This window comes from Pseudomonas sp. SDO524_S393 (genome assembly GCF_054071875.1).
On the sequence record NZ_JBSVVZ010000001.1, the window covers coordinates 254,248 to 273,229 of the forward strand.

The 18,982-nt window shown below is 56.4% G+C and carries 9 protein-coding genes and 1 pseudogene; 3 read left to right on the forward strand and 7 right to left on the reverse strand.

Annotated elements, in window-relative coordinates; translation table 11 throughout:
* The first annotated feature begins 1 nt into the window (after nucleotide 1).
* Genes ACW9IB_RS01170 through ACW9IB_RS01180 form a run of 3 tightly spaced genes read left to right on the forward strand, consistent with a single transcriptional unit; the run spans nucleotide 2 to nucleotide 8,402 of the window.
* On the forward strand, nucleotides 2-2,779 hold the full coding sequence (locus ACW9IB_RS01170) for a DISARM anti-phage system protein DrmE domain-containing protein (protein ID WP_457411903.1): 2,778 nt from the start codon (nucleotides 2-4) through the stop codon (nucleotides 2,777-2,779).
* A 9-nt stretch (nucleotides 2,780-2,788) separates the two neighbouring features.
* Nucleotides 2,789-6,349 (forward strand): helicase-related protein, encoded by a 3,561-nt coding sequence (locus ACW9IB_RS01175; RefSeq protein WP_457411905.1) that lies wholly within the window; start codon nucleotides 2,789-2,791, stop codon nucleotides 6,347-6,349.
* 10 nt (nucleotides 6,350-6,359) lie between these two features.
* Nucleotides 6,360-8,402: a hypothetical protein gene (locus ACW9IB_RS01180; protein WP_457411907.1), complete on the forward strand. Its 2,043-nt coding sequence runs from the start codon at nucleotides 6,360-6,362 to the stop codon at nucleotides 8,400-8,402.
* A gap of 91 nt (nucleotides 8,403-8,493) precedes the next feature.
* Here ACW9IB_RS01180 and ACW9IB_RS01185 read toward each other — a convergent pair.
* The 7 genes and pseudogenes from ACW9IB_RS01185 to ACW9IB_RS01215 all read right to left on the reverse strand — a co-directional run.
* Nucleotides 8,494-8,703 (reverse strand): annotated as a pseudogene (locus ACW9IB_RS01185) (hypothetical protein); the annotation flags it as partial.
* A gap of 34 nt (nucleotides 8,704-8,737) precedes the next feature.
* Nucleotides 8,738-10,636: a caspase family protein gene (locus ACW9IB_RS01190; protein WP_457411908.1), complete on the reverse strand. Its 1,899-nt coding sequence runs from the start codon at nucleotides 10,634-10,636 to the stop codon at nucleotides 8,738-8,740.
* Nucleotides 10,636-11,256 (reverse strand): hypothetical protein, encoded by a 621-nt coding sequence (locus ACW9IB_RS01195; protein WP_457411910.1) that lies wholly within the window; start codon nucleotides 11,254-11,256, stop codon nucleotides 10,636-10,638. The genes ACW9IB_RS01190 and ACW9IB_RS01195 overlap by 1 nt, the downstream gene beginning before the upstream one ends.
* A 174-nt stretch (nucleotides 11,257-11,430) precedes the next feature.
* Nucleotides 11,431-12,435 (reverse strand): Wadjet anti-phage system protein JetD domain-containing protein, encoded by a 1,005-nt coding sequence (locus tag ACW9IB_RS01200; protein ID WP_457411912.1) that lies wholly within the window; start codon nucleotides 12,433-12,435, stop codon nucleotides 11,431-11,433.
* A gap of 2 nt (nucleotides 12,436-12,437) precedes the next feature.
* Complete coding sequence (locus ACW9IB_RS01205) at nucleotides 12,438-16,772, reverse strand: hypothetical protein (protein ID WP_457411913.1); 4,335 nt, start codon at nucleotides 16,770-16,772, stop codon at nucleotides 12,438-12,440.
* A gap of 12 nt (nucleotides 16,773-16,784) precedes the next feature.
* Nucleotides 16,785-17,495: a hypothetical protein gene (locus ACW9IB_RS01210; RefSeq protein WP_457411914.1), complete on the reverse strand. Its 711-nt coding sequence runs from the start codon at nucleotides 17,493-17,495 to the stop codon at nucleotides 16,785-16,787.
* Nucleotides 17,488-18,960, reverse strand: a complete 1,473-nt coding sequence (locus tag ACW9IB_RS01215) for a hypothetical protein (protein ID WP_457411915.1) — start codon at nucleotides 18,958-18,960, stop codon at nucleotides 17,488-17,490. The genes ACW9IB_RS01210 and ACW9IB_RS01215 overlap by 8 nt, the downstream gene beginning before the upstream one ends.
* Nucleotides 18,961-18,982 lie beyond the last annotated feature (22 nt).

An 18,982-nucleotide genomic window follows, 5' to 3' on the forward strand; every position in this document is an offset into this window, starting at 1 on the left:
CATGACCCAGCATACAACTACTACATTTGGGTGGGTGCAGGCCATGCAGGGCGCTTGGGGCGCGGTACCAGCCAGCGAGCTGCTCCAGCCCGGCGCCGATGCCTGGTCACCGCTCAAGTTATCGCCACCCGACGCAGCAGAATCGGCAAGTTTTGCGCTGGCGGGCCGCGCCCTGAAATACGGGAAGTCCGTGGCGATTGCACTGCCTTTGATGGGCGGTGAAGGACTCACGCGACTGATGGTGTACCTGCATCGCATTCGCTGGGATGCCTTGCAGGGTGGCATCCGCTCGCCCTGGCTCAATCCTGGCAACATGGAGACCTGCCCCGACATCGTGTTCATCTCCAGGCCTCGCGCCGGGTTCAATGATTTGTCGCGCGTCCCCGCTCTACGTGCCCGGGTGCTCCGGGCTTCCGACCAGAAGCGCAACATGAAATCCGCTTCAGAAACCTTGGTGGTTGATGGCTCGCTGGATGTGATGGAGCTGGTTGAGATGATCGGCAGAGCAAGCAAACCTTTCGTTCTTGTCGTCGACGGGACACGGGGGGGTAATGACAACGCTGCTGCCTTGGACAGCGCTCTGTCCGAGAGCTTCCCTGAGATTCCTCGGATCACTCTGCTTTCACTGGGTGACAGTGAATCCTTGGACAAGATCCGATCCAATGGAACACTCAGCCATCTGTGGCTGATGCGGCTGGGTGACAAATCCTCACTCGCCCGAGATGCCAAGGCTGCTACCCAGTTTCAGCTATTGGTCACTGAGGATCGGAGAGCCAATCATGAATTGGCACAGTTGGCAGATCGGTTTTTTGCCTTGCGACGAGATCTTGATCGTAAGGACGTCGTGCTCAAGGAGCGCCTGGCCATCATCGGAAAGGTGTTTCGAAGTCTGAATGAGCTTCCGGTGCCCTTGCCGTTTCTGGAAAGCGCGCTTCAGTCAGCGACCCGTCCAGGCCTCTACCCCGTTCGGTGCTTGGAGCGATGGCTTCAAATCGCCGGCAACGGCAGTTGCTTGTACGGTGAGTCGGATGTTGCTTCGCGCAATTTGATCAAGCAGCTCACCAATGTCCATGAGCTTTTCTCACAATCGGTCACGGGCAAAGCTGGATGGCTGCTGAAACATCTGAGGGCTTCCTTTAGCACGAAGCAGAACACCTTAGTTCTGTGTGGCAGCCCGCATGAGGTTGCTGCACTGGAAAGTTGGTTCGACAACGAGCTGGACGAAGGATGGAACGCGACCGTTCACATCACGGCGATGGACGGGGTGAAGGCTTATCGACAGTTTCGAGGTGCGGTAGACGAAGTCATCATCACCGGCATGCTGTGGCCGAGCCGCCAGCACTGGTTAGCGACGCCCTGCCGCCGAGTGGTCGTTCCTGCATACGATTACGAGAAGCCCTTTGTAGAACGAATGCTTCATCAATGGTGGTCAAAGCATGGAGTGCAGAGCTGTCCTGACGGTGACAAGCTTGCGCAATGGCAGCTCGCCTGGACTGATCGCAGGTACGAGGATTCTGTAACACAGGCGCAAACGCTGGTTTTGGAAGCGGCCAACGTCGCTGACTGCTGCACCTATCCGGCCAAGGAGCGTCAGGTTTCCATTCCACTTGCGATGGAGTTCGATCATTGGCTGGAACTGCTGATGGAAGAGCCAGTGGAGCCTTCCACACCGTTGCACAGCGGCGACCCGCTAATGCCTGACCTGATTTGGGTGACCCTTGAAGGTACGCAGTCCGAGATTCCTTGGAGTAAAAACCGCCCCGTACTTGTGCTCCGCGATGACGAAATTCACCCAACAGTTGCTGAGGAATTGACCGAAGGCGACCAGATCATCCTGCTGCGACATAACGATGAGCGTATAGCTACACAGGAGAAACTCTTCGATATGGTGGCGCTTTCTGAAGGCATGCAGCAGTTCCTGCGCGCAGCTGGGCGCTGGAAAACCATGGTCGACAGCGTCGCAACACGGCTGACGGTAAAGCAAGTGCAAGCACAGCTTCGCAAGGAAAAAGTAGAGGTGTGTGACGCGACAGTTGGTAACTGGTACCGGCACAAGGTTTATGGGCCACGTGACCGAGCGGCAGTTGCAGTTTTCGCACGTCTTTCCGGTGCCAAAAACCCGGAGAGATCCGCTCTACTCATTGCCAATGCCATCGAACAAGTTCGAATCGCACATCAGCAGATTGGCAAGCAGCTTCGTAAAGCGATCCTGGAGCGCGGCAAGGGCGCAACCACCATTGAAATCGGGGAGTTGACTCTCGATGCCAAAACTTTCGACGATATGATCGAGATTGGCGTGGTGACGTCAATCAGGGTTACGGCCACTCATGTGATGGTTGAGAAAGAGGACGGACTCGTTGACATCGCCAATGAGGTTATTGGCGCTCACCCAGGGCGTATCTGCCTGACCAAACCTGCCATCAGGTCGATGCGCGATTCGGTTTATCGTGATCATAGGAAATTCCGCTCCTGCCTCAAGCTCATGGCCACGAGGCTCTACGAGCACTACAACGACAAAGCTGAACGCTTGCATGACGTACTTAAGCATTTCAAGCAGGAGACCATTGAGTTTGAGCCGAAGATGTCCCCCGTCACCATGGGGATGTATGCGGATAAACGCCTGTACAAAGGAAAACCTGCGGACATGAACAGACATTTCTGTCTTGGCAGGGCCCGAGATCCATCACGCACATTGCGTATTCATTTCGATTGGGATGCCGAGGAAAAGCTGCTCGTCATCCACCACGCTGGCAAACACCTGGAAACTACACAATCCTAAGGACGAACCATGGCTCTCAACTACCGAGAAGAAATGGGCCTGACAGCTGCATTTCTAGAAGAGATGCGCCTGCGACTGAGTGACAAGGAAGTCGATGTACTCCCACCAGACGGCAAGCTATATGACGGAATAGAACCTGGCCGTGTCAGCTTGGTTGGCTGTCTCGGCCCAGCTCCTGATCCTAACTATACGGGCCCGCAACCGCCGAATTCGATCGGCATCGTCCTCTTGGTTTCGCCCAATGAAGAGGGTTGGATCGAATGCGAGCTTAGCGGCCAGTTCGACTTGGTGCACCGTTACATTCCTGATCTTTGCAGCGTCGAAGCCAATCTGGTGCTCGATGGGGGCTCACCCAAGAGGGCACAAAACCTGCCGATCGCGTTCAAACGGTACACAGTGAGCTTCTCATCCATCAAGCTCGAACTTGATCCCAGCAAGCCCAATGAATGGGTATCTGCAAAGGCAGCGCTTACCGCGGTACTAAATGCTGAGCAACAGCGTTGGATTGCTGATCCGCGCGTCATGCGCCGCTGCCATACCAATGTGAATGGGAACGCACGGTTCGGCTTCGACTGGAGCGAGACCGCACTTGCCGACCAGGCAAGCCTGAATCGTACCGTCCTTGAGCAGATCGCCAGCGACCGCAATGCGATCCTGAATTACGTCATCAACCTCAGAGCACGTCTACGCCCTACCCCGTCCGCCTTCGGCGCCAGCGCCGCTGGGAGTTTCCTCCTCGAAGTGTTCCTGGAAAACCAGACAACTACCGAAGATGCTCGGACCTTCGGCGTCGACGCCCCATACCTGTTGGATGCCCGTCTGATCACCCGGCTCGTTGCGGGTGAAAGCTACAAGGTGCCTCATCGTCTCCAGCCGGAAGAGTATCGATACCGTGATGATGACGGCCTTCCCGGCTATGGCATTAGCTGCGCAGTAGTACAGGTCGAGAAGAAACTGTTCAAGACAGACGGTATGCCAACCTTCGCTCAGCCGCGGGTTGATGCGCCTTCGCCGGCCGAAGTAGACATGGCCTTCGCGCCTAACTACGAAATGCTTGCCCGCGACCCGCTCCTGGTGTGTGACAGCTTCCTGAAAACACAGGAGCGCTACCTTGATGAATGGGCAGTACGCATCAGCGCCCTGGAGTCCGCAGGGCTCATGGCGGATTGGAATGTTGCTATTGCAGACCGTAATGCCTTCCAGGAGGAAACCAGCCGCATACGAGACGGCGTGGAGCTCCTAAGAACACATCACGACCTTCGCCGCTGTTTCCAATGGATGAACGAAGCCATGGGCGAAGCTATCAAGATTCAAGGCAAAAGGTTCACCGGATGGCATCTGTTCCAGCTCGGCTTCATTCTTACCCAGATTCGTTCGGTCTACGAGCGGCACGCGACCTCGGCAGAGCTAAGAGGCAGCATGGAGACGGCGGACGTACTCTGGTTTGCCACCGGCGGAGGTAAGACCGAGGCTTATCTGGGTATCATCAGCATGGCGCTGCTCTATGGCCGGATGAAGGGACGTGATTACGGCACGACTGCTTGGCTCCGGTTTCCCTTGCGGATGCTGTCTGTTCAGCAGTTCCAGCGACTCTCCTACGTGCTGGCCCAGACCAACATGCTGCGCCAGCGTGAACGTCTTGGTGGGTGGCCCTTTACGATTGGCTACTACACTGGCGAAGGCACACCCAACCGCGTCAGCAGCACGTACGGCGAGGACGTGCAGAAAGGCTTCCTGCCTTCATTCAGCGACGAGCGCCTGAAGTCCTACCAGTTCATCTCAGACTGCCCTTACTGCGGCGTCGGCGGCTCTATCCGCATCGCGACCGACATGACACGTGCCCGCATCAAGCATGTCTGTGACAACCCAGAGTGCTGGTCGAACTGCGAGGCCGAACCAGGCGAGCACGGGCAAGGTATCCGGGGTGAGATCGGCATTTATGTTTCGGATGAAGAGTGCTATCGATACCTGCCCTCGGTACTGGTCGGAACAGTGGACAAGCTGGCCGTCATCGGCCACAACCAGCGTTTCGTGAACTTCTTCGGTGGGGCTCGATTCTTTTGTCCTGAGCACGGTTTCACCCAAAAATCCAAGTGCCAGCACCGCCGCATTGAGCAGCGTGGCGAAAAATGGGAAGCCATCGACTGCGGCAACAATACTCGTACCAGCGTGGTCAGGGTGGTGCCCACATCCCCGATGAAAGACCCTGGTTTTTCACTGTTGGTACAGGATGAGCTGCACCTGCTTCGCGAATCCTTGGGCAATTTCGATGCTCATTACGAAACCTTGCTCAGCACCTTGCAGATAAGCCACGGCGGTCGCGCACCCAAGGTGCTTTCTGCCACGGCCACCATCAAGGATTTCGACGACCATATCCATCACCTCTACCTGCGCAATGCTGTTCGATTCCCAGCGCCAGGGGTCAACCAAGGCGAGTCATTCTATGCCCGTAAGGCGAAAGATGATGAAACCGGCTCGCAACTGATCCGCCGCTGGTTTGCCGGCATTCTGCCCATCGGTCGCGGACGCGTGGCCATGAAATCCGTGGCTGAAGCCAGCTCCCGCTTCCTCGATCAGGTCGATGATTGGCGAAGCAAACTCGCCGCCGGCGATGCTCGGTTGCTCAAGGCAATGGGGTTGGCCAGCGGGCAGGCCCAGGAAGCCCTGCGCTACATCGAGAAGAACCTGAACACCGATCTCGTTTACGCGAACAGCAAGCGCAGCATCACGGAAATCATGCGGTACATGGAAGAGGTCAACAGCAAGACTGGAGCTGAGCGCAAAGCTCGTTTGCTGGACGGCGAAACCCGGCTCGACATGATCCTCGATGCCATCCGCCACGTCGAAACCAAGGACGCAGATGACACCTGCCGGCACATCATCGCGACCAGTGTTGTGTCACACGGTGTGGACATCGCGGAGCTGAATTTTATGATCGTTGCAGGTTGGCCGAAGTCGACCGCCGAATACATCCAAGCTTCCGCTCGTAGTGGACGTGTGCACCCTGGCATCGTGCTTTGTATTCTCTCCTCCCACCAGCTGTTCGAGTCGGGCGTTTTCATGAACTTTGGTGACTACCATATCTTCCTGGATCGCCTGGTCGACTCGGTGCCCATCAACCGATTTGCTCCCAACATCATTGACCGAACGCTGCCTGGCGTGATGTCCGCGGTGTTGCTCAATTGGGCGCCGCAGCAGAGCTGGGGCGGCGATCTGAGCCATAGGGTCAACGACCTGGTCACGCTGCTTCGAAGCGACCCCGGTAAAGCCGCCGCCGCAGAGATCAAAAAAATCGTGGTCAATGCGCTGCGGATCCCCTCTGCGCTGAGCAACACGTTCGACTCCCGCGTGATCGCCGGCTTTGACGCCGCCCTGATCTCGCGTGTCGACAACGCGCTCTTCGAATTGGAACGCTGGCCGGGCAGCAAGAACGACCAGACATTGAGCGAGGCTTTGGGTGACATCTTCGGATATGCCCCTTTCCGCTCGTTCCGCGATATTGAAAACCAGATCTTGATCAAGCCCGTCAACAGCTCGGCTGATGAAGTGTTCATGGCATTGGCCAGGTGAGGTTGGAAGAATGGACAAGGAATATGTGAGCCGTAGTCGTCTTTTCAGGGAAGCCTTTCTCCCCGGAGCCTTTACAAGGCTCCGGAACCAGGCCTACGGGCGTGTCATGGGTATCCTGAATAACAGCGGATCGGCGCTCGAGGGCGTTGACAAGGAACAGCTGCGTGAAGCCGTCCTGACGTTTGTGCATGACTGGGAAAGCGCTGGAGGTCAAGTCGACCCGACCTTTTTGACGGCTGCGGAAAAAAAGCGACTGGAGATTCAATCGCCTTCCGAGATATTCGTCTCGCCCGCGCCGCTGATCCTCACGTGCAAGCGATGCCGTGTTCTGGATTTTTATGATTCGAAAGAGCCCGACGACCGGACATTGTCCAAGATGCAAGCTCGAATCCGGATGCACCATGGCCGCAGCTTCATCCCGTGCAAACGCCCAGGTTGCTCAGGCGAGATGATCCAGCTGCCTTACGTTTCAGTGCACCGGTGCGGGTTCGTGAACCCGGTTCACATTCCACACGCTGCGCGTCGCTCAACCAGTATCGGATACCGCGATGCCGGCTCGTTCTTCCATTCATCCTTCATCGACGTTGAGTCGGGCGACAAGCTTTCCGGCACTCACCAGGATGATTGCCCCGCGTGCAGCGCCGCGTTCGAAGCCGAGACTCAAAAACGAGGGACGCCTCTGACCAGCGGTGAGTCCTTCTATGCCCAGAGCACGCAGTACATCGCCCTGAGTGAGGACAGGGGCAAGCTCACTGCTAGCCTGCTGCAGTGTCTGCAAGGTGCTGCAGAAGGCGCTGAGGGCATGGCTCAGGATATCGCCGAGGGCGTAGCACTGACATTGCTCAAAAGAATGTCCGGGCGTGAGCTGGAGCAAAAGCTTTCCCTGATGCTCGCAGCGAACATTGGTGACGCGGATGAGCAGGCAGCGCTGCGCACACTGTTGGAGAGGAAGAAACTCAGCATTACCAAGCTCGAAGCGATGGCTGAAGACAATGAAGACCTGGCCGTCGTGCTCGATTCCGCCCGCAAGGAGGTCGCCCATATCGAGGGTCAGCTGGCAGCGGCTTCTGGCTGCTTCCGTGCAGTTCGCGACTTGGTTCCAGAGCTCACCACGCTGATTGAAATAGTCGGCAATCGGCGCACGCTGGAAGCCGTTTTTCTGCCTCACGATGTGCAAGGCAGGACGATCGAGCAGGAAATCCAGGAAACGGTCGACATCGCCCAGAAAGATCTGCTCGCAGATCAATGGCAAAGCGTTCAGGAGCGTTACGGCATTGACTCGATCACGCACATACCTGACCTGCGGGTGGTATTGGCCACGCTTGGCTATTCACGAGAAAGGAGCGCCCCGTCGATCAATCCTGAAGCTCCTCCGGTAATGCTCAACGCCTTCGCCGACCGTGTCGACGAAGCGATGAAGGGTAAGACCTCCATCTATGCGATGTCCGCGAAGACCGAAGCGCTGTGGGTACGTCTGGATCCGCGCAAGGTGCTCCGCTGGTGTATCGACTCAGCGTTCCTTGAATCCCCCAGTGAAGCGGTGCTACAAGACAAAGCACGTAGCCATGCCTACCTGCTGAGCCACTACCACGTACTGGCAATGCATCCTGGGAAGGCAGCACGGGAAATACCAGCGCGCACGCCTGAAGACGGTGCCCCCTTCAATCTTCTGCATTCGATCAGCCACTCGCTCATGTTGACCGCACGCCGCCATACCGGGTACGACTCCAAGAGCATTCAGGAATACCTGATCCCCATGGATCTATCGGTCGTCCTGTACGTGTCTTCTGTCCAGAACTACACCGCAGGCGGCTTGTTGACGCTGTTCCAGCACTACCTGCAGCCGTGGTTCGATGACGCGAGCATGTTCGCCTTCAACTGCGCGTTTGACCCAGTGTGCACCGACGTCGGTAATGCCTGCAGCGGCTGCGTTCAGATCGAGATTGGTTGCGAAACTTTCAACCAAGGGCTGTCCAGGGCCTATATTCACGGAGGGCCAGCTAACCGCGAAGGCTCGCTGATGATTCGCAAAGGTTACTGGGACAAGGTCTAAGCGATAATTATGATGGGCGCAGCGGCATGCGCCCCTTCCCTTCCCGAATCCCGAGGGCCTAGAGGTACCCTTGCAAATCGCCCCAGGTTTCCTAGACACCTCCAAGCCTCATAGACCGGCCCAGGTGTCGCAGACTCCTCAGTGCGCAAGCCATTGAGACAATTGCAGCGAAACTTTTCACGAGCTTGTCATTGCGTACGACGATGCGGCGGTGCTCTTTCAGCCAGCCAAGCATGCGCTCGATCATGTTACACTGCCGTTACTTTGGGCGGCCGAACAGCTTAGGTAACTTAGGGTTAGGCATATTCCTGATAGTGCTCTGCCGGCGTGTGCAGTCACTGATCGCTGAGTAAAAACCAGGGCACCCGATTCGGGAAAAGCAATGATGCGCAGATGGCACCGATCCGCGTTGCTGGGTCCCGAAGCGATAGGTCGTTATCCATCTGCGGTTTGCACACCTTCGCCCAACGCTCAGCAACATCTGCCACCGTCCAAACCTTGCGGCCGATCTGGAACACATGGTTTATGCCATTAGGAACGAAGGGCTGGCTGAACTCCAGGTAGCTTTGCGGGATGAAAATGTTGAGGTGCGCGTGATCGAGACTCGCCAGGTTGTGATCCAATTCCTCCTCCAGCGAGTGTCGCCCACTAATGAGCAGGACAAGCGCCAATGTTTCAGAGGGTGAGTTGCTCAAGGGTTTCAAAGCAGTTGAATCCTTGTCTGCGCGTGCCTTGAGATACGCGTACACATCCGCTGCCGGCAGCAGGGGCCCGGCAAGCCGACCCTCATGCTCAACGAGCGCATTGATCAGCGTGCTGACGACCAATTCTCCAAGGCCATTAAGGTCATCGGTTTTGATGGCTGTAAGGAACGCTGCCCAGTACGGTGCTTCGTCTTCGCTCATGCCAGCACACGTGCATGCGTAGTGCTCCAGCAGAAGGACGCTCAGTTGCTCCAGTGCTTCTCTAAGTGGAGCGTCACTGATGCCGAGCTCCCGAGCCAGGTGTATCGCTGCGCCGGCCCAACCCAAAATCCGCGATATGCGCTGCGGAAGGTAGAACAGGTCGGGAATGCCATGGCGGCACAACGAGCCGGGGTTCTCACGAAGTTTATGGACGATGTCGCAAAGCAGGTACTCAACCTCTCTTACGATCTCGCGGGCAAGCCCCCCCATACAGTCGCGCGCGGTGCTGTCCTTTTGGGACGACTGAAGGAGCAGAGCCACACACGTCGCGCTCAGCTCTACCCGTGAGAAGCTATTGGCGTGACGCCCCGTGCTCTTCTCCAAGGATTGCCAGATTCCGCCAATGAAAGCCCCGACTGAGTTGGGTATGGCGGCCAAGCGATCAACGAATTTGGTGAGGACAGGAAATAGCTTTTCCGGAGTGAGCTCGTGCTCCGGGGCGAACATGAGCGTGTAGAGCTCGGCAGAATGACTGCTGATGGCTTGTCCAGCTGGGGATGCAGGTAAAATCCCAGTGAGCCACAGCAACGAGGATGTTGGGTTGTCGGTAGCATGCGGATTGCCAAACAGTGGCATGTGACCGTAAAGGTTGACGCCCCATACGGATGGCATTTGCCCTCCGCAGGTCTGCTCTGCCACATACTGTGCAGCGGGTCGGCCTATATCCACCAGATCGAGCATTCTGGCCCGAGAACCCGTGTCGATCTCTCCATCCAGTACCTTGAGTAACGCGAGGGTTCCGTACCCACCATGGCCGGTCTCGCCGGCGTACTGATCTGCCGCAGACGACACAAAAAATGAGACGCCGAATGTCTTGGCCTTACCGATCACTTCAGGCTTCAGCAGGATGCCCAAGTTGGAAACTATGCCGCCGGCGTTGCAGGCATCGATGATGACGTTACAGTGCGCAGCTTTGAGCTCGTTGAAGTATTCGAACAGACGACTGAGGGCAAAGCCAGTGGTTGAAAGTCGATCAACTCGGGTGTCGCTCAGGCACAGGAAATAACTGTCATTGGCTTCTCCGCCATGGCCCGCAAAGAAAAACGTGAAACTCTCAATTTCATCGTACCGGTCTTGGATATCAAGCAGCGCCGCGTCCAGCTGATGCCGGGCCGGAGAGTTAAGCAGATAGGCGTCCGCTGGCTGGATACTGCTCAATGGCCCCTTGGAAAGCGCGGTATGAATAGAAAGCGCGTCACGTTCGGCCCCAGAAAGCCTATTGAGGGACTGATAATCGTCACAACCAATGCACAACAAAACCTTGGCCATCACTGCTCCCTGCTACGAAATTTGGATTTGCGCTCGGCTTCCTTTGCCAACGCCTGGGCGGTTTTGAGCTTCTTGATCTCTTCTACCCTCGCCAGCAGTGCGGGTTCCTGGAGCGAAGGGTCAGAGTGGAGGCGTTTGGCAACGCTGGGGTGCATGCGAAACTCTGGAAGCGATACTTGACCATCCCGATCCACCGAGTATTCGATTTGCTCGATGGCCTTGAGCATCTGCTCGCCCAAGCTCCCTGTGGAGCCATCAATGACATTGCCGCTCTCTTCGCACGTATCTGACATCATCTGGTAAAACGCTTTGGCAAAGCTGTCCGCCATGCTGTTGGAAATCTCATCGACTGTGCGCTCAATGACGTCGAGCCGGCCTTCCATGATGTCCTCGAAGCGCAACCTTGTTTCGTGCTCGATCGTCTGCATCTGGTCGACGCGGTCAGGGGCGTAGCTGTGATGTGACTGCCACGATCCCCCGTGGCTGAAGCGCTGGACCTCATCGCTGCCACCCACTTGTCTACGCGCTTGATCGAGCCTCTCCTTCGTAGCGTTCATGAACGCTTTCATGACGAGCTCGGCCTGCGTATCAAACGGGAAAGGATGCGCTTTATCCTTCATGTGTAACTCCTCATTGATCAAGCTCGTAGCCAGACTGCGTGAGCATTCGCATTGGTTCCTACATCAATTCGCATGCCTACAGGAGATGCACCTAATCGCCAAATAGGCCTTTCATCCATAGCGGATCCCCAGGTTGCACATGGGAGCCTTGAAACATCGGCAGCCCCTCCTCAATCAAAACCTTTTGGCCCTGCCGTTCATCTCGAACACCTGCTCACGGCCAACGCCTTCCTGTGGCAGGAAAAGCCCTTCCTTCCAGAGCGCCAGGATCTCCTGAGCTTGTTCAGGGAGCCAGTCTTCTACCTGCTCAGCTGCAGCGCCAACAACCGCGTCTAAGGGCCTCGCCCGGCCCAAATCCTGAAGCAGCCTGTAGAGCCAGGTAGCAGGCCTTAGCTGGATGCTGTGATCGCGGTTGTACCGAAGCGGGATGCTGATGCCCGTCGGATCGAGATCGCCGAAATATTCGGCACCAGCACCCTCGACTTCAAGCAGAACCTCATCCAGCGCGGTTCCCGTTGACGTGAACGCATTCCCGCTGCCGTACACGACCGCTGCATAGCGGCCCGTTTCGACGTTCCAGGCGCCAAGGCTGGCAAAGGTGTGGTGATTCTCGATCACCAGTACAGGGCGACCAGGAAGGCCTGGGGATGGCCGGTACGCAAGCGGCATATCGACCCTCTCAGCACCTATGACAGCGAGAGACAGACGCCCGCTGAAAAGCGACGAGCCCTTAACCCGGAGGTCGAGGAATTTCTCGTTGCCGAAGATATCCAGGGAGCGCTCCCGCATCGGAACCATCTGAAAGCATCCATCGCGCTGGATCAGCCAATCATTGATCACCTTGGCGGTCGCCTTCTCTGACCCGGTCAGGTTCATCCAAAACCCGAGTTCAGGGCGCCAGGGGATCGCTGCCCAGTCCATTTTGATGGCCGTGATTGTTTCGATATTCATCGTCACGAACCTAGGCATCGCCGGGGAGCCAAAGCTCTCGAAGCTGCGGGGTGCAGGAAGCTTTAGGAGCCCACGGTGCGCGGCTACATGCAGAGCCTTAAGGATCAGGCTGTCGCGGTTAGGGTGTTCCTGTTGCTCAGGATGCAGCTCCAGCCAAAGGGTGCGCAGGTAGAGGAGTTCTACACGCTTACTGCGACTCTTCTTAAGCACCTCAAAAAAGGATTCCACGGTTAAACACTCCAGGCAGGTTGTTGGATTTCCGTGTTGACGGTCGACTTGACCATCTGGAGATGCGTCCGCTTGGTGACTGAGTTAACCCCTCCCTTACGCAGGCGGATGACCTTCTGGAAGCCGGCCAATGTGTTCACCTCTTTAGTCGCCGTGAAGAAGATCAGTTGCACGCCGACAGCTTTAGCCAGCATCAGCTGAACATCGATCAGGGCTCTGGTCTGCACTTTGGCAAACGGATTATCGAGGATCAGCGGGCAACCACCATCCACCCCGGAAGAGACCCTTGAGTCAGCGCGGAGCTTCGAGATCAGCAGGTACAGGAAAATGGCGATCACCACGCTTTGGCCGCCCGACATTTTCAATGAGTTGGCGAACTGGTACTGGTGGCTGACGTTCTGCTCCATCTGCAGGATCTGCAGCCCGAACGCATGTTGCGGCGCGAAGAGGACAAGCCCATCAGACACCAGGTTCGAGCCACTCTCCGGGATGTGGTTATCCTCGATCAGCTTGTTGAGGTAACCGGCGATAATCACCTTGCCCGACTCCTTCACGATGCCCGTGATTTGCTCCTTCAACCGGATGATGGGCTTCCCGCCGATATACGGAGCATCGATAGGCACCGCGACCTTCGCCGCCCGGTTAAGCACCGAGGCGCCCTGCTCGATCAGCTGCTGCAACTCGCCTACGCAGCGGTCAAAATCAGGCACCATTTCACTCAATTGAGACTCGGTGACCTTAATGCGTTCGTCCACGAGCTCCTGCAGATCGTCATAGTCGTTGCAGGCCTGATCGAAGTTGAATTCATAGAGCTTCACCGATAGCTCTGGAGCCAGTGCCCTGAATTCCGGTAATGATGCGACACCTTGATACAACCGGTACCTGGTATTAGCATCCGACCTTTTTGTTTCTACGACGGCACTGATTTCTCGATTGCGCATCAGGAGTTCACCAACCTGGTCTTTGCCGCTGTCGATCAGCTCAATGTACTCGCCGGCCACGGTGTCGACCGCCATGGCATTGCGGAGCATCTTGAGGTTGTCGTTCAGATCCTTGAGTAGAAGTTCTCGCTCTACCTTCTCTCCTCTGGCTTTTTCGTAGTCCACGCTATCAGCATCGACAGTGCGCTGTAGGGTCGAAATATCTTCGGCAAGCGCTTCAATTCGCAGATGCACATCGTCATCTGAGAGCTGCAGCATGGCCTCAGAAATCGGCGCTGGTTTGTGCAACTGAATGAACTGAGCACTGTTACTCTCAGCCACCGCAAATTTACCGTTCAGCTCGCGATTGACCTCCTCAAGCCGATCATTCTCGACCTCCTGGATTTTCCGCTCCTGCACAAGCTCAAGGCCGAGCAATGGCTCAACCTCTGACTTGTCCACGCCGACATGGTCTTGATCGAACGCCTTACGCGCCTCACTTTCCTCGCGGCGATAATTTTCGACACTCGTCAGGCGGACGCCGATTCGGTCTTTTTCCGCATACTCGTAAACCGATTTTCCGCTCTCATAGAGGCTGATCAGCACATCCAGGCTAAAGCCAGGCTCGAGCGCGCTACCCGGCCCACCCTGCGCATAAAACTGAACAGCAGACTTCTGCGTTTCCAGCGTATTTAACCGCTCACTGAGGCGATGAAAATTCGCATGGGCGTCATAGATGATTCGGCTATTGGCTTCGACCAGGTCATCCAGAACCTGCTTGCGGGCTAACAATTCCGCGAGCGCGCCCTGCACAACAACAAGTCGTGCAACCTTCCCTGCAAGGGGCCGCTCCCAATCGTTACGGTAGTCGATCAGCCGGGTGATCAACAGATTGATCTTGGTGATGTCAGCCGGGATTGTCCTCAGCTTCAGGTTAAGCTGGTTAGCGAGCTCCATTTCCTTGGCAGCGTCTTCCACGCATTCCTTTTCACTCGCCCTGAGGGCTTCGACTTGGTCGTGGAGGAGATTCTTCTCGCGACGCATCTCAGCCATACGGGCTTGGCCGTAGAGCTCCAGATAGTGGTCAAGCTTTCGGCGGGCCGTACTGGCTTCCGAAAGGTTGCGCTTATAATCCCCTTGCTCTTCTTCTACCCGGTCGATATTGCGTTCGAAATTCTCCAGAACACTTTTCGCAGCCTCATGGTTGTAGGCGGCATCATCAGCGGCGCCGATGACCAGCAAATCGTCGGTAGTCGCTGTTTGATCCAGCGTCGCGACGGCAACAGCGACCGGAGCAGCAAGGCTAAGATTCGCCTTCGATAGCAGGTTGCGGGTCTTATCCCACTCACCCTGTGCGACACAGACGCCGAGATAACGAGCAGGATCAGACATCACCAGATCGCGAGACTTTTGGGCATCGGGGACAAGCTCGGCCAGGTAGGTGTTGGCCGCTCGGGCTGACTGCACCCGATTCTCCGTCAGAAACCGGACAACAGCCTCGACATCACGGTTATAACCACCCAACCCGGTTTCCGATATCGACTTTTTGGCCACTTCAAGATTAGCCAGGAGGATGTCACACCGACGGATTTCATTCGTCAGTGACTGCTCGTAATCGTTAAGCAGCCTCGGCAGCGTTTCAGCATCCGGGTCGGCAAGATCCAACTCCTGAAGACGGGCCAGGACGCTGGATTGCTCGAGATCCTCCTTTAGACACTCGGCAGAATCCAATCGGCCTGCGACAGCTTGCTCTTCCAACTCCGTAGCCTGAGCTTTAAGGCCCAGGTCTTTTGCTTGTTCAGAAAAGCCCCTGGCCTTGGCCTCATGCTGGGCCTTCTCAGCCTCAAGACGCTCCTGGTTACCGTGCAGGACTTCTACCTGAGCTTCGTGCCTGGTGATGGCTGATTCAGCATCTGGATCATAAGGATCGATGACCCCTTCATTGCGCAGCCGCTTCTGCTGCGCCGCTTCACCCTTAATAAAGGCGGCAAGATCGCTTTCCTCCCGCGTCAGAGCATTTTGCTCGGAACCATTCGCGGTGATCTCTTGCTTGGCTTGCTCGGTGGAGGCTTCGGCAGCCTTGCGTTTGTCTACAAAGCCATCTTTTTCAGTCGTGGCAAGCTCCAGGTGATGGTCGTAGCCGGCGCGCAGAAGTGCTCCCTGCTCATCAACCTTTTCCCGGATCGGCTTAAGACCTTCCTGCTCCTCTTTTAAGGATTCCTCTTCGATACGCAGCTTTTGCTGAGCCTCGAGCACCTTCTTGTGCGCGGTGGCGGCCTGTACCAGGCGCAAGCGTTTACGACCATGCTCAAGGTCAGCGGCAGAAGCCTCATACGCCGATTTGGCGCGTTCGCTGAGGCGGGACAGCTCAAGGGCTTTATAGGTCAGGGACTGCGCCTGGGAGCTTTTGATCATCCCCTCATTTGCAGTGATCGTATCCTTTAGCGATTCGAGGAACAGCTTGAGCTCGCCCAACGCTTTAGAGACCTCGCCCGTCGCGGTCTCGATGGCAAACGCAAGGCCCGAAGCACGGCTAAGCAGCCCTTGTTGCTCAGCCTTCATGGCCAGATAGGATTTCGAGGCATGACCGAATGGCACCATCTGAGCCGACAGCCGATTAAGCAGCGCCAGGGTTTGATCCATTTGCGGCTTGTTCTTCATCTTGTCCGCCACGTTGGCGACCATCTGCCTGACGTCAGCAACACGATCCGAAGGCAGGGTGAGAATCATTAGCTTATTGACCAGGTCGGCCTCATCTTTGAAGGCCAGGAAGCCCTCATCGACACCACCCTCCTGGGAGTTGAATTTGACCTGCATCTTAAGCAGCTCAATGTCGATCTTGCGGACTTCGGTTAGGTGCTTGACCCAGTCGTTATTTTGCCTCGTGTGAAAAAAATCACCCTTGGATCTGCGCGCCGCCTGGTGAAGCCAACCGGTGAACTCCGCGAACGTTTTAATACCAGCGGTCAAGCCCAGACCGGGCGCAGGAACATCCTCGAAGGCGAGACCGGCCAGTGATTCGAAGGCGAAAAATACCCGCTGCAGATTGGCTTCGCGGTCGAGACCTTCTTGAACCGCGACAGCCTGCCCCAAGATCACCTTTATGTTAGGCGCGCCTGGGTGGCGCGAAGGCATCGACCACTCCACTAGGATGAACGACAGCTCGCCACCCTGATCGAAGTAGTCCTGCATCTTGTGGTTCGACTGCTGGATGTGCTGAATAAACCTCGACTTGTGCGGGTCGAAAAGGCTGAACACATAGGACAACAGGGAGGTTTTACCACCCATGTTTTCCAGATTGATGATCGCGTTGACTGCCTCGCGCGTCACCGGATCGGTCAGATCAAAGTCATGTGAGTCATACCAGGCAGTGTTGGTACCGAAACTGCTGACGAAGAAGCGGCTGATGCAGTTCATGGAAAGCCTTCCTTATGCGTTGACCTGGCCGCGGATGTAATCAAAAAGACGCGGCAGCGTGCGCTCGCGCAGATTGATCCTTAACCGGTGAGTTGGGGTGAAATCCCGCGAATCATCATCGTCATCACCGCGTGTGGCGGTGACCAGACCGCTTTCCTTCATTTGCCGCAAGACCATCCTGATGAGCCCATCGACTGAGCTAATCGAATTAGGTCGGTCAGGCTGCATAGGGGCGATTTGCAAGATGTAACCCCAGCCTGGCCGCATCTCTTCAATGACCAGATTGTCATCACCATCCTGCTCCTTCATGCGCTCGGCAAGCACCAGCAGCGAATCGCGAAACTTGGGTACCCTCGCCGGAATTGGGAATCGCGACTCGTCGTCGAGCAACTCCTGGGTGGGATAGAAAACCGCCGAGATGGCCAACATGCATAGGGCCGTTGCAACCTTCTGCTCCTCAGACATCGGTTGTTTACGCAGATCGCTCATGCGCAGGGAGAAGCGACTCTCTTTGCCAGTAGGGGCCACGATCAGCCCGCGCTCTGAAACATCCAGAACCTGCAGCTGTATGCCCTCCGCCACCTCGGCGAGTACCTGCTTTAAAACAGGGTTGCTTCGGTAACGCGCCAGCAACTCGCGATACTCGGCATCATTGGCCGGAGAAAGATTGATCTGCAGGGCCTTGTACAGCAGGCGTGAGGCATCACTGGCGTGGTTATCCATCAGAAGGTTCCTGGGATGCTGATTTAAGATCGAACCGAAGGTTGTCCCCGGACACGACAAAGGTTTCGAAGGTGCCATCGGCAACAGCGTGTCGAGCTGGGAATGCGGACTCGCTGTCCGGGTAGCTGAGGTACATCAGGATCCCGATGCACTGCAGGCGTTTGTGGTCAAAACCTTCTGCCTCCCCAGCGGCAATGAGCTCATCGAGCCTCCAGGGTCGGTTGGCCATGAGCTTCAGCTTGATCCAGGCGAGTACCTCCGCCACCAGCTGCTCTGGGAACGGATCCGGCCAATCCTCGAACTCCTCGATATGCCCATCCTTTTCGGGAGGCGCAGGCTCATTGTTGCTCCGGCGCTCAAGCAGCAGCGCCAGGAGATCAGATAGATCAGGAACCTTGGGAAAGACCGCAGGGAACACACTGAGGTAGATTTCCTCTGCAACCTGGGCGAAGTGCTTGATCGGAGCCTTAAGCACAGTCGGGAGGATGGCGGTTTCCAGATCCGGAAGCCCTGAGTGCTTCTTGGGCCGGAAAGCTGAAATCTGCGCATCCAAAAAATTCTTTTCGGTGCTTGTGATGTCTCTCTGCAGGCGTGCTCGCACGGCGCTTGACGCGCTGATGATTTCTTTAAGCTCAATCAGCTCATCTTTAGATGCCTGGGTCTCAACGACATCCAGCTGTGATTCAACGGCCATCTTCAGCTTTAGGTCTTCACCCTGTCGCTCGCTCACGTGAGAGCGGGCCGAATTGAGGCGCGGTGCCAGGTCACGCTCCCATTTAACGCTGCCCGGCGAGCGGCGCATCTGCAGGAGGAATTCATTGATCTGCTGGGCGTACTCGATGGACAAGACCCGCGCGTTCCGGGCGACTTCCTTGGCCTGCTGAATACGCCCGCGCTCAATCAGGATCTGGAGCATCCGCTCCATCAGAATTTGCTGGTCTTCGACGTCGATGTCGAGCATGCCGATGAGCAGCAGGTAGCCTTCTTTACTAGGCCGGTACCGGTAGACGCTCTCCATGTCTGGCTCAAGGATCACGAGCCGAAAGCGGAAGGTCAGCATGGTCATGCTCGGAGCATGGAAATAGCCTGAAGCGAACTCCTCATGGTTGTTGTGAATGGCCTCAAGCACTACATCGGCTGCTTGTCGGCAGGTCGCATCGCTGTTTTCTGGACGGATCCGGCTAATGGTCGCTGTCAGGGAATCCCGCACATCATCCATAGTGCAGCCGGCGGCCATGGCCGAACCTTCCATGATAAAGTTCAGAGCCCACAGAAACAGGTACTGGGTGTCCAACCCATCGAATAGCGGCGTTTCACCCTCGGAGACGAACCGATTCCGGGAGAAATACAGCTGACTCATGGGCTGGGTCAGCAGCATCTTGCGCTGCTGAGAGCTCAGGTCGGTCAGCTCGCTGATGACTCCTTTGGAGGGAGCCTCGAGCATTTTTTGCGCTAAATCGCTCATAGGGCTGGCTAGTGTCCGTGCC

What these genes read in the sequence shown, in the direction of transcription:
- ACW9IB_RS01175 (WP_457411905.1), top strand. Translation starts at nt 2,789, where the DNA reads ATGGCTCTCAACTACCGAGAAGAAATGGGCCTGACAGCTGCATTTCTA.
- ACW9IB_RS01195 (WP_457411910.1), bottom strand. Translation starts at nt 11,256, where the DNA reads ATGAAGGATAAAGCGCATCCTTTCCCGTTTGATACGCAGGCCGAGCTC.
- ACW9IB_RS01190 (WP_457411908.1), bottom strand. Translation starts at nt 10,636, where the DNA reads ATGGCCAAGGTTTTGTTGTGCATTGGTTGTGACGATTATCAGTCCCTC.
- ACW9IB_RS01180 (WP_457411907.1), top strand. Translation starts at nt 6,360, where the DNA reads ATGGACAAGGAATATGTGAGCCGTAGTCGTCTTTTCAGGGAAGCCTTT.
- ACW9IB_RS01205 (WP_457411913.1), bottom strand. Translation starts at nt 16,772, where the DNA reads ATGAACTGCATCAGCCGCTTCTTCGTCAGCAGTTTCGGTACCAACACT.
- ACW9IB_RS01215 (WP_457411915.1), bottom strand. Translation starts at nt 18,960, where the DNA reads ATGAGCGATTTAGCGCAAAAAATGCTCGAGGCTCCCTCCAAAGGAGTC.
- ACW9IB_RS01210 (WP_457411914.1), bottom strand. Translation starts at nt 17,495, where the DNA reads ATGGATAACCACGCCAGTGATGCCTCACGCCTGCTGTACAAGGCCCTG.
- ACW9IB_RS01170 (WP_457411903.1), top strand. Translation starts at nt 2, where the DNA reads ATGACCCAGCATACAACTACTACATTTGGGTGGGTGCAGGCCATGCAG.